The sequence below is a fragment of the Pseudomonas sp. NyZ201 genome (assembly GCF_049860765.1).
In the GTDB taxonomy this organism is placed as follows: Bacteria; Pseudomonadota; Gammaproteobacteria; order Pseudomonadales; family Pseudomonadaceae; genus Aquipseudomonas; species Aquipseudomonas bharatica.
This window is the reverse complement of the sequence record NZ_CP187557.1, coordinates 3,501,947-3,522,872: the sequence shown is the minus strand read 5'-3', so window position 1 is coordinate 3,522,872 and position 20,926 is coordinate 3,501,947. Positions and strand designations below refer to the sequence as shown.

Here is a 20,926-nt window from a genome sequence, read left to right as displayed (position 1 = left end):
GGGCAATGGCGGCGATTTGAAGGAGGGGTCGAGCGAGAAGTCCAAATCGACAAAGGAAAATGAAAATATTTTTCATTGAGCACTCAGCTGCGCCCGCGCACCTTGATCCAGTAGCGGGTGCGCTGGTCGATGCGTACCGGAAGCACCTTGGCGATTGCGGCCAAGGCGCGGTCGGTGTCGGCCAGTGGGTAGGCGCCGGACAGGCGCAGATGGGCGACGTCGTCGGCGCACTGGATGAATCCGGGGCGATAGCGCTGCAATTCGGCGAGGGTGCGGTCCAGGCGCCAGTTGTCGATGACCAGGCGGCCATTGGCCCATTCGGCGCCATTCGGGTCCAGTGGCTGCGCAGCCGGTAGCGGACCGTCGGCGAAGCGCAGCCCCATCCCGGCCTCGACCTGCAGTTCCGCTGCTCCCGCGCGGTTGCGCACGGCGACCGCATGTTCGAGTACCTGCAGTTCGGTGCAGTTGTCTTCCTGACGCACGCTGAAGCGCGTCCCCAGAGCGCGCATGTGCCCGTGGCGGCTGCGCACGCTGAGCGGTCGCGGGTCCTTGGCGGTGGCGACGAGGATTTCTCCGGCGTGGAGGAGGATCAGGCGCTGTTCGGCGCTGAAGCGGATGTCCACGGCGGAAGCGGTGTTGAGGATCAGTTGCGTGCCGTCGGCGAGGAGGATGCGACGGCGCTCGCCCGTTGCCGTGCGCAGGTCTGCCAGCCACAACGGCGACTGTCGGTAGCCGCTCCAGGCCAGCGCGGAGACGCCCGTGCCGAGGACCAGTCCCTTGAGCAGCAGGCGGCGGGCAGGTTGCTCAAGGTCGCTGGCCAGGGTATCGCGAGTCAAGGCCGGGGGCAGTCCGTGCAGCTCGCTCTGCAACCTTTCGAGGCGTTGCCAGGCCCATTGGTGCATGGCGTCCTGTTCCAGCCAGGCCTGCCATTGATGCCGTGTACCGGAACAGTCCGGCGCCGCGCCGAGGCGCGCGTACCAGTTGGCCGCATCCCGCAGGGCAACGCGCTGGGCCCCCGGATTCACCGTGCCGCGTCCAGGCTGAACAGCAGGCACTGCTCGGTGGCCCGGGCGATGTACTTGGTCACTGAACTCACTGATACGTCCAGGCGTCGGGCGATCTCGGTATAGGGCAGGCCGTCGAGCTGGGCCAGGAAGAAGGCCTGGCGCACCTTGTGATCGAGCCCGTCGAGCATGGCATCCAGTTGCAACAGGGTTTCCAGCAGCAACAGGCGCTGTTCCGGGGAGGTTTCGAGCAGCTCCGGCTCATTGCCCAAGGCTTGCAGGTAGGCCTGCTCCAGGCTGCGCCTTCGCAGGTGATCGACCATCACCCGCTTGGCCACGGTGGCGAGGAAATTGCGCGGCTCGCGCAGGGGATAGGCGACGGTACCGGTGATCAGGCGCAGGAAGGTGTCCTGGGTCAGGTCGGCGGCGCGTTCGCCGTCGCCCAGGCGGCGCCGCAACCAGCCGCGCAGCCAGCCACTGTGGTCGCGGTACAGGCCATGGAGCGGGTCGTGGGCGGAAGAGGGCGGCGGCGAGACAGGCACCAGGATCTCCTGATAACAGGGTGCAATTAGGAATTGATCGCAATCATAGAGGGATTGTCCGGGAAAGCAAATGGGCTTTCCCGGGCAATACCGGCCTTACAGCCCCTCTTTAACCGTCACTTCCATCCATACCGCCGCGCAAACCATCCTTTCATCGCCTGCACCACCCCCACATAGCCCACCAGGATCGCCAGCAGGAACGGGAAGTAGGTCCACGGCAGCGCCTGCAACTTGAAGTACCCGGCCAGTGGCGACATCGGCAGCAACAGGCCGATGGCGACGATCGCCACGGTCATCGCCAGCAGCGGCCAGGCCGCCCGGCTCTGCACGAAGGGCAGCTTGCGGGTGCGGATCAGGTGCACCACCAGGGTCTGCGACAGTAGCCCTTCGACGAACCAGCCGGACTGGAACAGGGTCTGGTGATCCGGCGTGTCGGCGGCGAAGACGAACCACATCAGCGCATAGGTGAGGATGTCGAAGATCGAGCTCAGCGGGCCGAAGAACAGCATGAAGCGCCCGATGTCCTCGGCCTGCCAGCGCTGCGGGCTACGCAGTTGCTCGGCATCGACATGGTCGAACGGGATCGCGGTTTGCGACACGTCGTACAGCAGGTTCTGCACCAGCAGGTGCAGCGGCAGCATCGGCAGGAAGGGCAGGAAGGCACTGGCCACCAGTACGCTGAAGACGTTGCCGAAGTTGGAACTGGCGGTCATCTTGATGTACTTGAGCATGTTGGCAAAGGTCTTGCGCCCTTCGACCACGCCTTCTTCGAGCACCATCAGGCTCTTTTCCAGAAGGATGATGTCCGCCGCTTCCTTGGCGATATCCACCGCCGAGTCCACCGAGATGCCCACATCCGCCGCGCGCAGGGCCGGGGCGTCGTTGATGCCGTCGCCCATGAACCCGACCACATGCCCGCGCTGGCGCAGCAGGCGCACGATGCGCTCCTTGTGCGCCGGGGTGAGGCGGGCGAACAGGTTGCACTCGGCGGCGCGTTCACCCAGTTGCCGATCGCTCAGGGCATCGATCTCGCCGCCCAGCAGCAATCCCTTCAGCGGCAGGCCCACGTCATGGCAGACCCGGCGGGTGACGCGCTCGTTGTCGCCGGTCAGCACCTTGACCTCGACTCCCTGTTCGGCCAGCACCTTCAGGGCCGCCGCCGTGCTGTCCCGTGGCGGGTCGAGGAAGGCAATGTAGCCGGTCAGCAGCAGGTCGCTTTCATCGGCCACCCGATACTGCTCGCGAGCGCCCGGCAACTGGCGTACCGCTACCGCGACCACCCGCAGGCCATCGTCGTTGAGGCTGGCGGTGTGCTGGCGGATGCGCGCCAGCAGGGCGGCGTCCAGGGGCACTTCATCGCTGCCGATGCGCACCCGGGTGCACACCTCGAGCACTTCTTCCAGCGCACCCTTGCACACCAGGCGGTGGCCGTTGTCCTGCTCGCCGACCACCACCGACATGCGCCGGCGCTGGAAGTCGAAAGGGATTTCGTCGACCTTGGCGAAACGCTCGCCGAGGCGCGCCATGCGCCCGGCGTCGGCGTGTTCCAGCACGGCGACATCCAGCAGGTTCTTCAGGCCGGTCTGGTAGTGGCTGTTGAGCCAGGCATCGTCGAGCACCGCGTCACAGGGGGCACCGAACACATCGGTATGGCGTTCCAGGACGATGCGGTCCTGGGTCAGGGTGCCGGTCTTGTCGGTGCACAGCACGTCCATGGCGCCGAAGTTCTGGATGGCGTCCAGGCGCTTGACGATGACTTTCTTGCGCGACAGCACCACCGCGCCCTTGGCCAGGGTCGAGGTAACGATCATCGGCAACATTTCCGGGGTCAGGCCGACGGCGATGGACAGGGCGAACAGCGAAGCCTCCAGCCAGTCACCCTTGGTGAAGCCGTTGATCAGCAGCACCAGCGGCGCCATCACCAGCATGAAGCGGATCAGCAGCCAGCTGACCTTGTTCACCCCTTGCTGGAAGGCGGTGGGCTCGCGGTCGCTGGCCAGTACCCGTTCGGCGAGGTTGCCGAACCAGGTGTGCTCGCCGGTGCCGACCACCAGCGCGCGGGCGCTGCCGCTGACCACGTTGGTGCCCATGAAGCACAGGTTGTCGAGCTCCAGCGGGCTGCCGGCGGCGCCGTGACGGGGCAGGGCGAACTTCTCCACCGGCAGCGATTCGCCAGTGATCGCCGCCTGGCTGACGAACAGGTCCTTGGCTTCCAGCACCCGCAGGTCGGCGGGGATCATGTCGCCGGCGCTGAGCAGCACCAGGTCACCGGGCACCAGGTCGCGGAAGGCAATTTCCACCGCGCCGCGCCGGTCGGCTCCGGGCATTCCGGGCCGGAGCACGCTGGCGGTATTCGCCACCAGGCTTTTCAGGCGCTCGGCGGCATGGTTCGAACGCGACTCCTGGACGAAGCGCAGCAGGGTCGAGATCAGCACCATGCTGCCGATCACGGTAGCGGCCTTGAGGTCTTCGGTCAGCCAGGAAACCAGGGCCAGCAGGGTCAGCAGCAGGTTGAACGGGTTGCGGTAGCACCACCACAGGTGGCGCAGGGGCGAGACCGGCTTTTCCTGGCCCACCAGGTTGGCCCCGGCCCGCGCGCGAATGGCTTCGACGCGAGCCTCGTCGAGCCCTTCGGCACGGCTGCCGAAGCGCTGGAAGAGGGCGTCGTTATCCAGTTTGGCGACCAGGGTGAGCTGGCGCACGAAGTCTGCAGGCAGGTGACTGCGGGCGCTGCCGCCACGCAGTGATTCAAGGATCGCCTGGCGGCGCAGGTGCCGGCTCAGGCCGTGGTCGAAGAAGGCCAGCAGGCGCTGGCCGAAGCGTTTGAACAGCATGATCTACTCCCGGGTGGTTGCCGCGCGGGCCGCCACCAATAGGGCTTGCGCAGCGCAGGGAGTGCGCTGCCGTCGGGTCAGGCCGGACGGCAGCGCGAAAGGCGATCGCTAGCTGCCGCCCAGCCCGGTTCTGGGTGTCACGGGACTGGGGTCGGGATTCATGGCCGGGCTCCGGATGCTCCTCTCGGGTTGATGTTCAGCGGCCTTAATCGGCCGCCAGTTCGAAGACTTGCCAGCGTACCGAGCTGACGCCCTTTTCCAGGCTGATGCGGCTGACCAGGCGCTCCAGCTGGCTGGTAGCGTCGTGATTGCCGAGCAGTTCGGCGCGCACCTCCAGCTTTGCCGGGTTGGCCTGGTCCTCGCTGTGCAGCGATTGCAGGCGCAGGCTGGCACCGTCGAAGCTGTGCAGCATCAGGCTGCGTACCTGGATTTCATCCTCGGCGCGGCAGACGATTTCCACGACATAGTGCTGGGCCGATTCGGTGGGCGGCACCACGTCCTGATGGTTCAGGCGCTGGGCGATATCGCGCAGCAGGATATTGGCGCAGAGCACCACCATGGCGCCCAGTGCGGCTTCCAGCAGCAGGCCCATGCTGCACAGCACGCCGATGGCGGCGGTGCACCAGAGGGTGGCGGCGGTGTTCAGGCCGCGGACGTTGAGGCCGTCGCGCATGATCACGCCACCGCCAAGGAAGCCGATGCCGGAGACCACGTAGGCGGCGATGCGCGAGGCGTCGCTGGCCAGGCCCGGGACGCTCTGGGTCATCAGCACGAACAGGCAGGCGCCGGTGCTGACCAGGGCGTTGGTGCGCAGGCCGGTGAGGCGCTGGCGCAGTTGCCGTTCGGCGCCGATCAGGGCACCGAGGACGAGCGCTGCAGCGGCGCGCAGCAGAAAGATTTTCCAATCCATGATTCACCTCCGTTTCTCTACGGATAGAGGCCGGTGTTGACGCCGGCTGCAAGCCGGCGCGAATGCGGGTTTATGGATGGCGAAAGGTCGCGGCGTTACCGGGCCGCGCGAACGCTGCCGGGCAATGTCGGGAGGGAGAATGGGGATGCGTCATCCCGGGTGGGATGCGGATCGCCACTGTCCGCTGGGATCAGCGAGACAGTGGCAGGGAAAGTGCTGCCGGACGTGCTCGCTGTTCAGACCTGTCGCAATCGACTGGGACAACTGTCCAAGGCAGGACTCCTATGGGGTTTGAAATTGCGGCGCACCTTACCCGCGCAGGAGAGGCGGGTCAAGCGCTTCGCTTGGGGTTTCTACAAGGTCATTGTAGGAGGGCGCGGATGGCCGGGGGTGTGGCCTTGATGAAAGATTCGACATCTTTCTTTTCAGTACCGGCCTCATCGCTGGCTTGCCAGCGATGAGGCCGGTACTGACAACTCAGTCCTTGCTGCCTGGCATTTACTGCTCGAACGCATAGTCCATGGGCTCGAAGCGCTCGCTGCTGTCCATGCTCACATTGCGCATCGGTGCGGTCTGCAGGTGGGTGGCGTAGAGCGGTTCGGCGCAATAGTTGATCAGGACCGAGCGGCGCCGTGCGCCCGACGTGTTGAGGCTGGCGCCATGGACCAGGTCGACATCGAACACCAGGATGTCGCCGGCCCTTCCGGATACCTGCACCACCCCGGTTTCATCGTCGAAGTCGAACGGCGTTTCCCCCGGCTCGAAGCGATGAGTACCGGGGACCAGGCGGGTCGCGCCGTTGTCCGGGCCGAAGTCGTCGAAGTAGGCCATGGCCGTTACCGTGTCCCCCGGCCGGTGTCCCCACATATCCCGGTGCAGGCGCTGATGGCCACCGCCGGCGAGGGGTTCGCGGCCCTCGACATGGGAGAGGAAGAAGCGCTCGTCGATGATCGCCCCGGTGGCCGCCAACAGTAACGGTAGACGGCACAGGTCCTGGATCCGCGGATGGCTGTCGAGCAGCGAGTGGCGCCAGTCGCGGCCACGGGGTATCGGCCATTCATGCGAGGCGCGGGCACCGGCGTCGAAGGCAGCGCGCAGGTCGTCCAGCCAGGCCTCCGGGATCGCCTGGCGCAGCAGCAGGTAGCCGTCTCGGCGGAGTTGTTCGCGGGGGCTCATGGCGGGTCTGCGGTCCTTGCCGGCAAAGATTCTGGGGACGGTGGCCGAGGGTAGGTCCGGCCCCGAATGATGTCAATTTGGCATCTGCGGCTTTGCGTGGCTGGTCACAAACGCGAACGCCTGGTTTCACGCGTGCACTGCGATGCCGTTTGCATCACCTTGCAACCACCATTCATCACGCTTGCCCGCCAGGAGCGACTCCAGCACCGAGACGCCCTTTTCCCGGAGCGAGATCCGCTCGCGCTGCAGTACGTCATCCAGCAAGCCGAGCAGGTTGCGCGTCTGCGAGACCGATTTGGGCGTGTTGGTTTCGCTGCTCAGCACGCCATCGACATAGCTGCGCACCCGCTCGTTCTGGCTGGCCTGCTGGGTCGCGCTGGCCTCCACCAGCCGGTTGTCCTTGTTGAAGCCCAGGCGCGTGCTGCTTTTCGCTTCGTCGGTGATCTCGTGATAGCTGTAGTTCTGCGACTTGTAGTCCTTGCTCAAGGCCAGCGGCACTTGCGGATTGGCCCCGACATGCCAGGCGGCGTCGAGGCGCGATTGCTGGTCCTGCTGGATCGAGCGGCTGGACAGGGCCTTGCCCTGGGCCGTGGTGCTTTGCGAAACCCGATAGTCGAAACGGTCGGTTTCCCCGGGCAGCAGCGGGTTGACCGACTTCGCCGGCTGGCCGATCGAGGCACTGAAGTCAGCAAGGCCGCTGAGCAGCAACCGATCGTTTCGCCCTTGGGTCGAACCGGCCTCCTTGGCAAGCCTGCCATCGTCCACGCGGTTGAGCTGGACGAAAGCGTCCTTGAACAGGTTCATCAGGTCCTTGTCGCCGTTGCCGCGCTTTCGCGCTGCGTCGAACTGCTGCAGGTAGTTGTCGATCGCGGCCTGGCGCTGCCCGGCGTTGCCCAGCAGGCTGCTGTCGCGGGTATCCAGATCGAGCCTGATGTTCCCCGACGGCCCTTGCAGGCTCAGGTTGCGTGCCTTGTCATCGAGACTCAGGTCGAACACCTGCGGCTCGCCGCTGGCGGTTCGCAGGCTGGCGTTCATCTGCAAGGACTTGAACAGGTTCGCGTCGAAGCTGACCAGGCCGTCCAGCTTGAGGCTTGGCGGTTCCTGGGCCAGGCCGTCGATGGCGGCCTGGAAACCCTCCGCCAGCGTTGCCAGGCCCTTGAGTTCGTAGGCGTTGAGTTCACCGCCCTGGACCTCGGCGCTGACCGCGAGGCCGTTGTCGTCGCTGGCCAGGGACAGGGTAATGGTGGCGCCTGAAGCGGTGGTCAGGCGCAGGCTGATGGCATTGTCCGGTGCCTGGCGCAGGCTGTCGCCGCGCAGCTTCACGGCTTCGGCGCCGGGTTCGGCGCCGGCAGCATAGCGCAACGCCGATTGCGACACGGATGCGCCGCCCTTGAGCGCCAGTTGCTCGACCAGGGCTGCCCCCACGCCGCGCAGGCGTTCGCCCAGTGAAGCCCCTTGCACCCCGGTCAGCAGGCTGAGGCTGAGCTTGTCGACCGCGTCCTGCTCCAGGGCATAGCTCGCGGTCGTGGCAGTACTGCGTGACGGGTAGGTGTAGCCATCGTTATCGTTGCGTGTCTGGCCCAGAGTGACATTGCCGCTGGTGGTAGCGGCAGGCGCTTGTATGGCGATGCTGGAGTCGGCTGCGCGCTGCGGCGCGGTGTAAACAGGCGAGATTCGCAATCCTGCGTTGATCGGGTTCATGAGTGGGCCCGTGATGTCCATAGTTGTCCAAGGGTTATCGGCGCTTGGGCGAGAAGCTTGAGCGGCGCTCCAATTCAGCTGTGACACAATGCGCGCAGCCGCCCCGTCCCTCGTCCAGGCCCGTCCATGAACAACAGCCAGTTGACCCTTATCTGTCACGCCCGCAGCGACGCCCAGCGCGTCGGCCGCTTCCACCTGGAAGAGGAGGGGGTGCTGGTACCGCTCGCCTCACCCGTCGCGCTCGACGGGCAGGCGCGCACGTTGGTCGCGCCTGAGTGGCGTACGCGACAGACTGCCGAGCTGCTGGGACTCGCCGCGCAGCCCGAGCCAGCGCTGCGCGACTGCGATCTTGGGCGCTGGCAGGGCCTGTCGCTCAAGCGCTTGGCGCAAGACGAGCCCGATGCTCTGCAGCAATGGCTGCACGATCCCCAGGCCGCGCCCCATGGCGGGGAGTCCGTGGCGCGGCTGTGCCAGCGGGTGGCGGACTGGCTGGAGGGCTGGACGGCCACCGGGCATTGGCAGGCCATTACCCACCCGATGGTGATTCGCGCGGCATTGATGCATGTGTTGCAATGCCCGCCGACGGCGTTCCAGCACATCGACGTGCTTGCGCTATCGCGGGTCAGCCTCAGCCGCTACGAGCGCTGGCGCCTGCGCATCGAGTGACGCGGCGGATCAGTCGAACACGCCACGCAGCGTCAGGGTGAAGTTGCGTGGCTCCCCGTAGTAGTTGCCGTATTCGGATGTCCCGACGCTTTCGTAATAGCGACGGTCGAACAGGTTGTTGCCCTTGAGCGCGACGGTCCAGTTCTGGTCCACCTTGTACTCAATCAGCGCGTCATACACCGCATAGCCCGCCTGGCTGAAGTCGTAGGCACGGCTGTCGATGGCATTGCCTGCCGCATCGAGGCGGTAGGCCTGGCCGGTCACGTAGGTAGGGCTCTGGGCAGTGATACCGCCGCCGACACGTACTGCCGATAGCGCGCCGGGCAGGGTATGGATGCTCCAGAGCTTGAACAGGTGCCTGGGCGTGATGGTGCTGTAGAGGGTTTCCCCGGTGTCGTTCTGCACGCGGTTGTAGGTGTAGCCGGCAAGCACCTCCCAGCCCGGCGCGATCTGGCCGCTGGCCTCCAGGTCGAGGCCCTTGCTGACGATCCTGTCCTGGGCCAGGTAGCAGCAGGCGCCGCTGTAGCTGAAGGCCGGATCGGGGTAGGCCGGATCGATCGCGGCCTGATGCTCGCGGGTGGTACGAAACAGCGCCGCGCTGACGTTCAGGGCACCGCCCAGCAACTCGCCCTTGATTCCGGTTTCGTAGGTCTTGCCGGTCATCGGCTCGATGGACGTCGCGGCGTCTTCCGGGCCCATCAGTTTTTGTGCCTGGGGTTTGAATACCTCGCTGTAGCTGATGTAGGCCGACCACTGATCGTCCAGGGCGTAGATCAGGCCGCCGAAGGGCACCAGGGTAGTCGGCTCGCGATCGAACACGCGGTCCTGCAACGCCCAGGGTCCGGTGCCGTCGCTGTTGCGCTTGCTGTAGGCCTGCTCGAACTTGTAGCGCTGGGCACGGGCGCCTGCCACCAGCTTGAGCGGGTCGCTCACTTGCAGGCGCAGGGTTGAATAGACGCCATATTGCTCGCGGGTGTTCGGTGAGTAATCACGCCAGAAGGCATGGCTGGAGTCGTCACTGGGCAGCGGCGTGGCCGATGGGTTCCACAGATCGATCAGGCCGCCCTTGCCGACCATCCCGCCGGCGGCGCGCCAACGACTGGTGACCTTCTGGTAGTCGGCACCGAGCAGCACCTCGTGGCGGCGGCCGAAGGCATCGAAGCCGCCGGACAGGTTGATATCGAACACCGACTGCTCGCTCCAGCTCGACACGTAGCTGCCCCACCAGTACGGGCCGGTGTTGCTGGTTTCGTCCACCGAGCCATATGGAATCACGCCTTCGGTAGTGGAGCTGTTGTAGTTCCAGGTGTACGAGCTATTGAGCTTCCAGTCCTCGCTCAGGTAGTGATCGACCTTGGCGAACCACTCCTTGGTCGAACTGTCGCTCCAGGCCTGGCGAGTGGTGTACCAACTGTGTCGCGGCAGGTGTACGTCGCCGCCGGTGCTGTAGCGGGGCAGGCCGTCGCCCGTGCCGTTTTCCTTGACCTTGTCGTAACTGCCGCCGACGGTCAGCAAGGTGTCCGCGCCAAGATCCGCTTCGAGGACGCCGTACAGCAAAGGCTTCTCGGTACTGCGGTTGTCCATGAAGTACTGGCGGTCGGTCCAGGCGGCCACCAGGCGCCCGCGCAGCGCGCCGTCGAACGCCAGGGGGCCGGTCAGGTCGACCTCGCTGCGGTAGTTGTCCCAGGAGCCGGCGGAGGTATCGAGCTTGAGCTGGTAGTGATCCAGCGGGCGCTTGCGCACCAGGTTGACGATGCCACCCGGGTCGCCGGTGCCGCCAAGCAGGCCGCTGGCGCCACGCAAGACTTCGACATGGTCATAGGCGGCCAGGTCGTAGAGGCGGTCGCTGTAGAAGGTGCCGACGCCATTGCCGATATCCATCGGTGCGGCGCCGTCGATCTGCAGGTTATCGATGCCGAAACCGCGCGAGTAGAACTGTTTCGAGTGATAGGTGGCGCTGCGGGTAGTGATGCCCGGTGCCAGCTTCATGGCCTCGGGCAGGGTGGTCAGGCGCTGGTCCTCGATGACCTTGCTGGTAATGACCGAGACGCTTTGCGGCGTGTCCTTGAGACTGACCGGGGTCTTGGAGCCGATGCTGACCAGGCCGGTGGTATAGGACCCGGAGTTTTCCGTCATTTCGCCCATGCCCTGGCCGCTGATGGTAGTCGCGGCCAGTTGCAGGGCGCCGCTTTCCGGGCGCTTGACCAGGCGATAGCCCGGGCCGTCGGCAATGGCCTGCAGAGGGCTGGCGAGGAGAATCCGGGCCAGGCCGTCGGCAACCTTGTAGTCACCGCTCAGGCCGTCGCTGTGCAGGCCGGCGGTCAGTGCCGAATCCACGCCGATCATTATCCCGGCCTGCTGGCCGAAGGCGCCGAGGACGCTGTCCAGGCTGCCTGCGGGAATCCGGTAGTTGCGGCTTTGTTGCTGGGTCGCGGCCTCGGCGGCGAATGACGGCTGGCTGGCGCCCAGGGTAGCGCCGAGCAGGGCCAGGCGCAGGGCGAAGGCCAGTGGGATAGGACGTGAGAGCATGAAGACGATCCGTTGAGTGGGCAGGGGCACTGTTTTTCAGCGTTCTGCCTGTCTTGATGCGCGAGTCGGAAAAAACTGCCAGGTATCGCGAATTATTTTTATTCGTAAGCGAGACTCAGGCGGGCTTCACCGTGGTCCAGAGACCGAGTACCCGCTCTACCTTGATCGGCAGCATGCGCGCCAGCAGCTCGAGGCTGGCCTGCGGGTTATCCAGCGAATACGAGCCCGATACCGGCAGTTCGGCAATCTCCGGCGCACACCGCAGTACCCCTCGGCGGTAGCGGTCGAGGTGGGCCAGGAGCAGACCAAGGGGCATGCGCTCGGCGACCAGCAACCCGTCGCTCCAGGCCAGTTCGGCAGTTTTCAAGGAGCGCGGGGGAGAAGCGCGTCCGGCCCTGAAGTCCAGCTGTTGTCCGGCGCCAAGCGTCAGTCGCTCGCCTTGGGCAAGTTCCAGCGTTGCACTGCCGGTGAAGACCTGCAGCTGGCTGCCGGGCGTTCGCGGCAGGTCCAGGGCGATCACCAGCTTGCTTGACGCCCCGGGCGTGACCCAGCCATCCCGGGTGCGAACGCGCCATTGTGGCTGGGTGCCAGTGTTGATCAGCAGGCGGCCCAGCTCCAGGCTCAGGTCGGTGGCGTGCCGGTCCACTGCGCTGCGCGTATCGATTTGCAACTCGACCCCTCCGGCCAGTTGCAGGCGCTCGCGCTGGCCGGTACCGGTGCGGTAGTCGCTGAACAGTTCCGGCACCAGGCCGGTTTCGCGCACCCCGACGCCTGTGGCGCCGAGCACCGCCAGGCCGGCGATGCCCTTGAGCAGCGTACGTCGCGAGCTGCCGCTGCGCGCCTGCAGAAGGCTGCGGGCTTTGGCCGGCGGCAGGTTGCGGGTGGTCTGGCGCAGGTCCTGGTTCAAGCTGGCCAGACGCTGCCAGGCCAGTTCATGGTCTGCGTTCTGTGCCCGCCACGCGTCGCATGCCTGCTGGTCGGCCGCGCTGCTGACCCCGGATTGCAACAGCACCATCCAGTGCAGTGCCTGCTCCAGCACCTGCTCGTCGATGCTCTGGCGCTGCACTGGCTGGAACGGCCTCACAACTCGTAGACCGCGGCGTAGCAGGTGCGATAGGCCTTGAGCATGGCCTTCTGCACCACATTGACGCTGATCCCCAGCGTTTCGGCGATCTGCGGGTAGGTCAGGCCATCCAGTTGCGACAGCAGGAAGATTTCCCGTACTCGCGCGCCTAGCCCGTCGAGCACCCGACCGACCGCGTCGAGCGCCTCGAGGACCAGCAGGCGGGTCTCTGCCGAGGGCATTTCCTGTGGATCAAGGGCTGCCAGGGACGCCAGGTAGGCGTTTTCCAGTGCGCGCCGGCGGAAGAGTTCGGCGCATAGGCGGCTGGCCACGGTGGCCAGGTAGGCGCGGGGTTCGCGCAAGCCGGGTAGTGCGCCCTGGCGCATCAGGCGGACGAAGGTGTCCTGCGCCAGGTCCTGCGCCTGCTGATGGTTGCCCAGCTTGCGCCGGAGCAACTGGACGATCCAACCGTGGTGGGCCACATAGAGTTCGCCGATGGCGTGATGCGGGGACGCAAAAGAGGGCATGCGCGCGCTTCCATGAAAAGGTTACGGAATGGTGCGCATGGTAATACTTCTCATTAACTCTGTTGCAACTAAATCTTCAATCGCAAGCGCGACGCGGAACCCTGTGGGAGCGGGTTCACCGGAGCGCCGGACCGCCGCGATGACGTCGGTGAATCTACAACCGTAATCGCGGGTAAACCCGCTCCCACAAGTTTCCGCGGCGCGCTTGCGGTGTTCAGACTCCCCCCGGCGAGTCCAGTACCTGCCTGACCTTGCGCGCCAGGTCATGGGGCAGGTAGGGCTTGGAAATCACTTCGAATTCGGAACCGCCGATATCCGTGCGCTCGATGGAGTTCTCCGCGTAGCCGGTGGTCAGCAGCACTTTGATCGACGGATGATTGCGTCGCACTTCCCGGGCCAGCATCACCCCGTTCATGCCGCCGGGCATGATCAGGTCGGTGAACAGCAGGTCGTAGCGCTCGCCGGCCTCGAAGCGCTTCAGTGCCTCGCGGGCATTGAGCACCAGGTCAGCCTGGTAGCCATAGTCCTCCAGGACCATTTTCGCCAGCTCCGCCACATCCGGGCGGTCCTCGACGATCAGTACGCTTTCGTTGCCGTTCCTGGCCTCCGCCGTCTTGTTTCGCTCCAGTGGCAGTACCGGGCCGCCGTCCACCGGGAAATACAGGCGCAGGGTGGTGCCGATGCCTTCCTCGGTATAGATCCGCGCGGTACCGCCGGACTGCTTGGCAAAGCCGTAGACCATGGACAGCCCGAGCCCGGAGCCCTTGCCTTCTTCCTTGGTGGTGAAGAAGGGGTCCATGACCCGGTCGCGAATGCTTGCCGGCATGCCGACGCCGTTGTCGGTGATCGCCAGGCTGACGTAGTGGCCAGGCAACAGGCCGTCGTAGGACGTCGTTGCGAGGTCGCGCACGGTGACGTTGCGGGTCTCGATGAAGATCTGCGGCCTGGGGCGACCGATCAATGCATCCCGCGAGTTGATGAAGATGTTCAGCAGGGCCACTTCCGCCTGGGTGGGGTCGATGCGGCAGTTCTTCAGTGTCTGCTCCAGATCGTATTCCACCTGCACGCCGTCGCCGAAGGTGCGGTTGACCAGCGGGCGCACGGTGTCCACCAGCTGGTTGAGGTTGAGCACCCGGCCCTGCAGCTTCTGCTTGCGGGAAAAGGCCAGCAACTGCTTGGTCAGGGTACTGGCCTTGTCCACCGCCGAGCGGGCGTGGAAGGTACTGCGGCGGATGCGCTCCATGTCCGGGGCGGGTTTCTCCGCCGCGGTACGGATCAGGTCGATATAGCCGCCCATGACCTGCAGCAGGTTGTTGAAATCATGGGCGATGCCGCCGGTCAACTGGCCCAGGGCTTCCATCTTCTGCGACTGGTGCAGGGCGTCCTCGGCGTCGCGGCGGCGGCTGACGTCCAACTGCGAGGCGAAGAAATAGACCAGCTCGCCTTTCTCATTGAAGATCGGCGAAATGAACAGGGCATTCCAGAAGCTGCTGCCGTCCTTGCGGTAGTTGAGGATCTCGGTGGAAAAGTCGTAGCGCCCTTCGATCGCATTGCGAATCGCCCCGACCACCTCCGGATCGGTATCCGGCCCCTGGAGAAAGCGGCAATTGCGCCCGACGATCTCTGCCGGGCTGTAGCCGGTCATATCAAGGAACGCCTGGTTGGCGAAGATGATCGGATTGTCCGCGGCGTTGGGGTTGGTGACGATCATCGGCATGCGCGTGGTTTCCACCGCGGCGAAGAAGATGTCCTTCGGGTGGCCGGAGATGTCAGCGGTCGAAGCATCGTCGACGCGGGTGGGGGTGTTGGGCACGGTGAAGTCCTTTGTAACGGGGCTGCCTATACAGACAGCGCGGCTGCCGCTTCGTTGCCTGCCCAGGTCTGATGACCGGAAAGATACCGCCTCGAGTCTCCAGCTTACCAAGCCGGCCATTACGGCACGGGGCGGTGGCGGCGGACGTCGCCACAGGTACACTGGACGTCCTTTGCCCGGACCTTTGTCACCATGCTCCGTACCGTCACCGACCTCGACCTGCGCCTGCTGCGCATCTTCACCACCGTGGTGCGCTGCGGCGGGTTCACCGCTGCGCAGGCCGAGCTGAACATGAGCCAGTCGAATATCAGCATGCAGATCGGCAGCCTGGAGCAGCGCCTGGGTTATCGCCTGTGCGAGCGGGGCAAGGGCGGGTTTCGCCTGACGGCCAAGGGCAAGCGGATTCTCGAAGCGTCGCAGGCAATGTTCGAAGCCATAGGCCTGTTCCGTGACGAGGCGCAGGGGCTGTCGGGCAACCTGGTGGGCGATCTTTATGTGGGCATGGCGGACAATGTCGCCACGTTGCCCCAGGCGCGCTTCGGCGAGGCATTGGCAAGGTTTCACCAACGCGAACAGGATGTGCAGCTGAATCTCTACGTCAACTCGCCGACCGAGCTGGAGCTGGCGGTGATCGATGGGCAGCTCGACCTGGCAGTGTCCTATTTCAGCCGTTCGCGGCCGAGCCTGGAGTACCTGCCGTTGTATAACGAGGAGATTGGCGTGTTTTGCGGTGATCGGCATCCGCTGTTCAAAGAGACCGACCCGGACTTGCAGCGGATAGCCGGATGCAACTGGATCAGTCACGGCTTCCTTCCGGAAAACCAGGACCTGCCGCTGCGTCCCTTGTGCAGCCGGGCCACCGCCTACCATATGGAGGCCGTGGCCCATGCGGTGCTGGCGGGAACGCACCTTGGGTATCTGCCGACCCACTATGCGCAGATCTGGATCGAGCGCGGGCGCATGCGTGCGTTGCAGCCGCAGCGCCTGAAGTACGAGGTGGTGCACAGCATGATCACCTACAGCGGCCGGCCCCGGAGCGAGGCGGCGCGGGCATTTGTCGAGGATCTGCTGGCGGTGCACGGACTGGTGGCGCCTGGCGCCGGCTCAAGGTGTTCCTGATGGCATCAATGCCAAGGTGAGATGCGGGTCTCACGGGCCTCTCGCTGGCAACGCCAGCCCCCACAGGCTTAGCGTCTGGCCTGGATTTCGTGGTCTACCAGGAATCTTGTGGGAGCCGGCGTTGCCGGCGATGGGGCCAGTAGCGGCACCGCGCATCTATTCCAGTACGCCACCCACCGCATTCCGATAGATCCGCGCATAATCGCCGGCCCCCAGCGGCAGCGCATTGGTCTGCGATGACGAGATATCCGCCAGCGCCAGTTCTCCCACCAGGGCCGCATCGTCGCCATTCAACCCAAGCTCGGCCAACGTTGCCGGAATCCCCACCCGTGCCCGCAATTCCAGTACCCATGCCAACAAGCCGTCGAAGCTGCCATCTTCCAGCTCGAGATAGCGTGCCAGCCGTGCAGCATCGCCCTCTATCGCGCTGCGATTGGCCACCAGCACGTACGGCAGCAGTACCGCATTGAGCAGGCCATGATGCAGGTGATAGCGCGCGCCTAGCGGGTGGGCGAGGGCATGCACGCCGCCCAGGCCCTTCTGGAAGGCCACGGCGGCGCTGGCCGAGGCGATCAGCATGCCTTCCCGGGCCAGCAGGTCGTTGCCGTCGCGCACGGCGTTTTCCAGATGCAGCCGGACCAGACGTACACCTTCCACCGCGATCCCCGCCGACATCGGATGGCATAGTGGCGAAAACAGCGCTTCGAGATGGTGGGTCAGGGCGTCCATGCCGGTGGCTGCGGTGAGGCCGGGCGGCAGGCCCAGGGTCAGGCGAGGGTCGAGAATCACGCCGCGCGCCAGCATCTCGCGATGACCAATGACTTTCTTCACGCCTTGGACGGTATCGGTCAGTACCGCTTCGCGTCCCAGTTCCGAGCCGGTACCGGCGGTGGTAGGAATGACGATCAGTGGCGGCAGGTTAAGGGGCGGGTAATCAGCCAGGGTCGGGTAATGCTCAAGCATCTGCGTCCATTCGAACCGTGCCGCGCCCTGCGGATCGCGACTGAGCAGGGCGATGCCCTTGGCGGCGTCGATGGCGCTGCCGCCGCCGAGGGCGATCAGCGAGTCATGACCGCCCTCGGCGAACGCGGCTGCCCCGGCACGAGCGTGCTCGAGGCTCGGGTTACCCGACAGGCCATGGAACAGCCCGTGATCGATGCCTGCCGCTTTTAGATGCTCACGCACGGCACGCAATGGCGGCAACTCCAGCATGCCAGGATCGGTGACCAGCAACGGGCGATGCATGCCAGCCAGGGCACACCGTTCGCCGAGCACCGTGAGGGCATCGACGCCGCAGAAGATTTCGGTGGGGTAGTTCCAGTAGTGAATCATGGTCGGTTCCTGTGTGCAGGCATGCCTTGTCCCGCCGGGCAGGACGCCGGTGACGGGACAAGGACGGGGGAGGATTACTCGACGGCGCGACCGGCGAAGCTCAGGCTTCTGGCGATACGCCGATGGGGTTTGGCCAGCGCCAGGTAGGTGAGACCGAACAGCGCCAGTGCGGAGAACACCAGCACCACCGCCCAGACCTGGAACCAGGGGGCGCCAGGCGGCGCCAGCAGCTCCCGCGGCCAGGCCACGTTGACTGCCTCGAAGAGCAGCCAGAACACGGCCAGCCAGTTGACCGCCAGCCCCTTGCGACCCAATTGCAAGGCGCCTTTGGCCGGGTCCCAGCGCCCGCTGAGGCGCGCGTACAAGGCGCTGGCGGTGACGATCAGGAAAACGAAGAAGAAGCCGCCGCTACCGAAGGCGATAAGCGTGCCCACGGCGGTTGCGTTGAGGCCCAGGATCAGGCCAAGACTGGCCAGCAGCGTACTGCAGAGCATCGCCGCCATCGGCACCTTGCGCTTGTCCACCCGGCGCAGCAGCCCGGACCCAGGCAGGATACCGTCCCTGGCCATGCCGAAGATGGCCCGGCCGATGTAGGTCTGCACCGAGACCACGCAGGCGACGAACGCGATCAGGACGATAGCGACGAAGGGGCGTTCGGCCCAGCGGCCGAACGCATCGGACACCGCCGGAGTGACCGGGTCGATGACCTGCCCGCTGACCAGCGCGGCGGGGTCATTGAACGACAGGGTCACGGCGAAGGCGGTGAGCATCACCGTCAGGCCTACCACCAGCATCGAGCGCAGGATTGCCCGCGGTGTGGAAACGCGCGCATCGGTCGTCTCCTCGGACAGCTGCGAGCAGGCGTCGAAACCGAGAAAGGCCCAGCCGCACACGGCCATGGCAGTCAGCAACCCGCTCAAGTAGGACCCGCCGGACGCGTTTTCCGCGCCCATGCTGCTCAATAGCAGCTCGAATGAATGATTGCGGAAGAACAGCAGCAACAGCACGCCGATGCCGATGGAGGCGATGGCCTCGGCAAGGATGCCGGCGTTGACGAAGTACTTGAGTGGATTGATTCCCAGCAGATTCACCCCGAGCCCCAGCGCCAGCAGCGCGGCTGCGCAGGCCACCTGGGCATTGGCCGAGGGCGGTTCATCGAACAGCAGCAAACCCAGCCAGAAACCGCCGAGATAGGCCACGGTGGTCAGCGAGGCCAGCGCCGCCGCCAGGTACAGGAAACCGGTGAACCAGGCCAGGCGGTCACCGACCAGGCGCCGCACCCACTGGTAGCAGCCGCCGGCCAGGGGAAACTGCGAGGATAACTCGGCATACACCAGTGCCACGCTTAGCTGCAGCAACAGGCACAACGGCACGATCCACACCCAGGAGGGCCCGACGCTGATGGCGCCGAGCGACATCACCGAATAGATGCCGACAACCGGCGAGATGGTGGCGAAGCCCACGGAGAACGACGACCACAGGCTCAGGCCGCGATCCAGCTCCTGGCGGTAGCCGTGGCTGGCGAGCAGGTGCTCGTCGGGATTGGACGGAACGGACATGGGGGATCCTCGGCAGGTATTGGAATTGTTATCGAGATCCGGTGCCTCTTGAGGGCACTCGAGGTTCCGGCACAGCGTATGTCGACGTCGGGTCAGGAAAAATTCATGATTATTGCGACTGGCATCAGTCTTGATTGATGTTTGCCCGCCACGACTAAAGCCCCGGCCACGCCGTTCGTGCTACTCAGGGGACGCCGCGCCCCGGCAAGCCCGGGAGTCTCGGCTAACCTTTGAACTGTTCGTCGATGGAGGGTCTCGAACCTTGCAGTGCTGCCTTCGAGCCTCAAGCCTGGTGCCTTGCGTGCATCAAGGACAACACGGGCATTCCATCGGGCAGGGAACACACGCCAATCGAATCGGGGCTCGCCTCGTGGGAGAAAAGATGAATAACCGGATCATGTGGAGAGGCGCGCTGGTCGGCTTTGCGCTGGCATGCAACCTCGCCGGCGTCCAGGCCGCCGAGCCGAAGAAGGTCGATGTGCTGCTGGTGGGCGGCGGGATCATGAGTTCGACCCTGGCCATCTGGCTCAACGAACTGGAGCCGGGCTGGTCGATGGAAATGGTCGAGCGCCTGGACAAGGTGGCCGAGGAAAGCTCCAACGGCTGGAACAACGCCGGTACCGGCCACTCGGCCTTGGCCGAGTTGAACTACACCCCGGAGAAGGACGGCAAGATCGATATCACCAAGGCGGTGGAGATCAACGAGTCGTTCCAGATCACCCGTCAGTTCCTCGCCTGGCAGGTCAAGAGCGGCGTGCTGAACAACCCGCGTTCGTTCATCAACACCACGCCGCACATGAGCTTCGTCTGGGGCGATGAAAACATCAGCTTCCTCAAGCGCCGTTACGAAGCCCTGCAGAAAAGCCCGTTGTTCCGTCCGATGCAGTATTCCGAAGACCACGAGCAGATCAGGAAATGGGTCCCGCTGATGATGGAAGGCCGCGATCCGCAGCAGAAGCTGGCGGTCACCTGGACCCCGATCGGCACCGACGTCAACTTTGGCGAGATCACCCGCCAGTACGTGGGGTACCTGCAGAAACAGCAGAACTTCAGCCTCAAGCTCAATAGCGAGGTCGAGGACATCACCCGCAACGACGACGGCTCCTGGCGGGTCGAGTACAAGAACCTCAAGGATGGCAGCAAGACCACCACCGACGCCAAGTTCCTGTTCATCGGGGCCGGCGGCGCGGCGCTGCCGCTGCTGCAGAAGTCCGGCATTGCCGAGGCCAAGGACTATGCCGGCTTCCCGGTGGGTGGTTCGTTCCTGGTGACCGACAAGCAGGATATCGCCCTCCAGCACATGGCCAAAGCCTACGGTATCGCTTCCACCGGCGCGCCGCCGATGTCGGTGCCGCACCTGGACACCCGGGTCCTGGATGGCAAGCGGGTGATCCTGTTCGGGCCGTTCGCGACCTTCTCCACCCGCTTCCTCAAGGAAGGCTCGCTGCTCGACCTGTTTGCCAGCATGTCGGTGCATAACGTCTGGCCGATGGTGCGGGTCGGGGTGCGCGAGTTCGATCTGGTCAAATACCTTATCGGCCAACTGATGCAAAACGATGACGACCGCTTCGCCGCCCTGCAGACCTATTTCCCCCATGCGAAGAAGGAAGACTGGCGCCTGTGGCAGGCCGGCCAGCGCGTGCAGATCATCAAGAAGGACGAGAACCAGGGCGGCGTGCTCAAGCTGGGTACCGAAGTGGTGACCTCCAAGGACGGCAGCATCGCCGGCCTGCTGGGCGCTTCGCCGGGTGCCTCGACGGCGCCGCCGATCATGCTCGACTTGATGCAGAAGGTATTCAAGGACCGGCTGCAGTCTTCGGCCTGGCAGGAAAAGATCAAGCAGATCATTCCCAGCTACGGTACGCATCTGAACGACGATCCGGCGGCGGTGGAGCGGGAGTGGGCCTATACCAGCGAAGTGCTGCAACTGGCGCCGGCGCCGGGGATCGACCAGCGCCAGGAGGCGGGTAACCCGCAGAACATCGACCCGCTGGGCGAGCCGGGTGCCGGTGCCGACCCGGATCTCAACCCGCAGGGAGAGCAATAGCAGGATCACCGAAGGCCGCAGACGCGGCCTTCGGGCTTTTTGCAGGTGTCCGTCCGTCGCCTGGTTTGAACACCCTGGCCAAGCGGACCCTCAGTTTTCACGTA

At 65.1% G+C, this 20,926-nt stretch carries 15 protein-coding genes; 3 read left to right on the top strand and 12 right to left on the bottom strand.

Going from position 1 to position 20,926, the window contains the following annotated elements; translation table 11 throughout:
• Positions 1 to 83: 83 nt before the first annotated feature.
• From ACPFMA_RS15620 to ACPFMA_RS15595, 6 genes are all read right to left on the bottom strand, one after another.
• Entirely contained in the window at positions 84 to 1,025 is a 942-nt protein-coding gene (locus tag ACPFMA_RS15620; protein ID WP_425928169.1) for a FecR domain-containing protein, read from the bottom strand.
• On the bottom strand, positions 1,022 to 1,546 hold the full coding sequence (locus ACPFMA_RS15615) for a sigma-70 family RNA polymerase sigma factor (RefSeq protein WP_420058139.1): 525 nt from the start codon (positions 1,544 to 1,546) through the stop codon (positions 1,022 to 1,024). The genes ACPFMA_RS15620 and ACPFMA_RS15615 overlap by 4 nt, the downstream gene beginning before the upstream one ends.
• Before the next feature lie 116 nt (positions 1,547 to 1,662).
• On the bottom strand, positions 1,663 to 4,380 hold the full coding sequence (gene mgtA / locus ACPFMA_RS15610) for a magnesium-translocating P-type ATPase (RefSeq protein WP_425928168.1): 2,718 nt from the start codon (positions 4,378 to 4,380) through the stop codon (positions 1,663 to 1,665).
• 205 nt (positions 4,381 to 4,585) lie between these two features.
• Positions 4,586 to 5,290 carry an MgtC/SapB family protein gene (locus ACPFMA_RS15605; protein ID WP_425928167.1) on the bottom strand — a complete coding sequence of 235 codons (705 nt, stop codon included), beginning with the start codon at positions 5,288 to 5,290 and terminating at the stop codon, positions 4,586 to 4,588.
• Between the two features lie 498 nt (positions 5,291 to 5,788).
• Positions 5,789 to 6,466 (bottom strand): phytanoyl-CoA dioxygenase family protein, encoded by a 678-nt coding sequence (locus tag ACPFMA_RS15600; RefSeq protein WP_420058142.1) that lies wholly within the window; start codon positions 6,464 to 6,466, stop codon positions 5,789 to 5,791.
• A 126-nt stretch (positions 6,467 to 6,592) separates the two neighbouring features.
• On the bottom strand, positions 6,593 to 8,167 hold the full coding sequence (locus tag ACPFMA_RS15595; RefSeq protein WP_425928166.1) for a hypothetical protein: 1,575 nt from the start codon (positions 8,165 to 8,167) through the stop codon (positions 6,593 to 6,595).
• Between the two features lie 126 nt (positions 8,168 to 8,293).
• On the opposite strand from ACPFMA_RS15595, the gene ACPFMA_RS15590 reads away from it, so the two are divergent.
• Positions 8,294 to 8,833: a histidine phosphatase family protein gene (locus ACPFMA_RS15590; RefSeq protein ID WP_425928165.1), complete on the top strand. Its 540-nt coding sequence runs from the start codon at positions 8,294 to 8,296 to the stop codon at positions 8,831 to 8,833.
• A 9-nt stretch (positions 8,834 to 8,842) separates the two neighbouring features.
• Here the strand turns inward: ACPFMA_RS15590 and ACPFMA_RS15585 are convergent, their stop codons facing one another.
• The 4 genes from ACPFMA_RS15585 to ACPFMA_RS15570 all read right to left on the bottom strand — a co-directional run bounded on the left by ACPFMA_RS15585 (position 8,843) and on the right by ACPFMA_RS15570 (position 14,765).
• Entirely contained in the window at positions 8,843 to 11,362 is a 2,520-nt protein-coding gene (locus tag ACPFMA_RS15585; protein ID WP_425928164.1) for a TonB-dependent siderophore receptor, read from the bottom strand.
• 115 nt (positions 11,363 to 11,477) lie between these two features.
• The gene (locus ACPFMA_RS15580; RefSeq protein ID WP_425928163.1) at positions 11,478 to 12,446 is read right to left on the bottom strand and encodes a DUF4880 domain-containing protein; all 969 of its coding nucleotides are present in this window, start codon (positions 12,444 to 12,446) and stop codon (positions 11,478 to 11,480) included.
• Complete coding sequence (locus ACPFMA_RS15575; protein ID WP_420058146.1) at positions 12,443 to 12,952, bottom strand: sigma-70 family RNA polymerase sigma factor; 510 nt, start codon at positions 12,950 to 12,952, stop codon at positions 12,443 to 12,445. Before ACPFMA_RS15575 ends, ACPFMA_RS15580 begins: the two co-directional genes overlap by 4 nt.
• 214 nt (positions 12,953 to 13,166) lie before the next feature.
• Positions 13,167 to 14,765, bottom strand: coding sequence for a hybrid sensor histidine kinase/response regulator (locus ACPFMA_RS15570; protein WP_420058147.1), 1,599 nt, complete (start codon positions 14,763 to 14,765; stop codon positions 13,167 to 13,169).
• A 192-nt stretch (positions 14,766 to 14,957) separates the two neighbouring features.
• Between ACPFMA_RS15570 and ACPFMA_RS15565 the strand changes: the two genes are divergently transcribed.
• On the top strand, positions 14,958 to 15,884 hold the full coding sequence (locus ACPFMA_RS15565; protein ID WP_064304281.1) for a LysR family transcriptional regulator: 927 nt from the start codon (positions 14,958 to 14,960) through the stop codon (positions 15,882 to 15,884).
• A gap of 156 nt (positions 15,885 to 16,040) precedes the next feature.
• On the opposite strand, the gene ACPFMA_RS15560 is transcribed toward ACPFMA_RS15565, so the two are convergent.
• Together ACPFMA_RS15560 and ACPFMA_RS15555 are read right to left on the bottom strand one after the other, a co-directional pair.
• Positions 16,041 to 17,216: an iron-containing alcohol dehydrogenase gene (locus ACPFMA_RS15560; protein WP_425928162.1), complete on the bottom strand. Its 1,176-nt coding sequence runs from the start codon at positions 17,214 to 17,216 to the stop codon at positions 16,041 to 16,043.
• A 74-nt stretch (positions 17,217 to 17,290) separates the two neighbouring features.
• A complete protein-coding gene (locus ACPFMA_RS15555; protein ID WP_425928161.1) occupies positions 17,291 to 18,775 on the bottom strand; it encodes an APC family permease in 1,485 nt (494 codons plus the stop codon).
• A 382-nt stretch (positions 18,776 to 19,157) separates the two neighbouring features.
• Between ACPFMA_RS15555 and mqo the strand changes: the two genes are divergently transcribed.
• Positions 19,158 to 20,822 carry a malate dehydrogenase (quinone) gene (mqo, locus tag ACPFMA_RS15550; protein ID WP_425928160.1) on the top strand — a complete coding sequence of 555 codons (1,665 nt, stop codon included), beginning with the start codon at positions 19,158 to 19,160 and terminating at the stop codon, positions 20,820 to 20,822.
• The last annotated feature ends 104 nt before the right edge of the window (positions 20,823 to 20,926 follow it).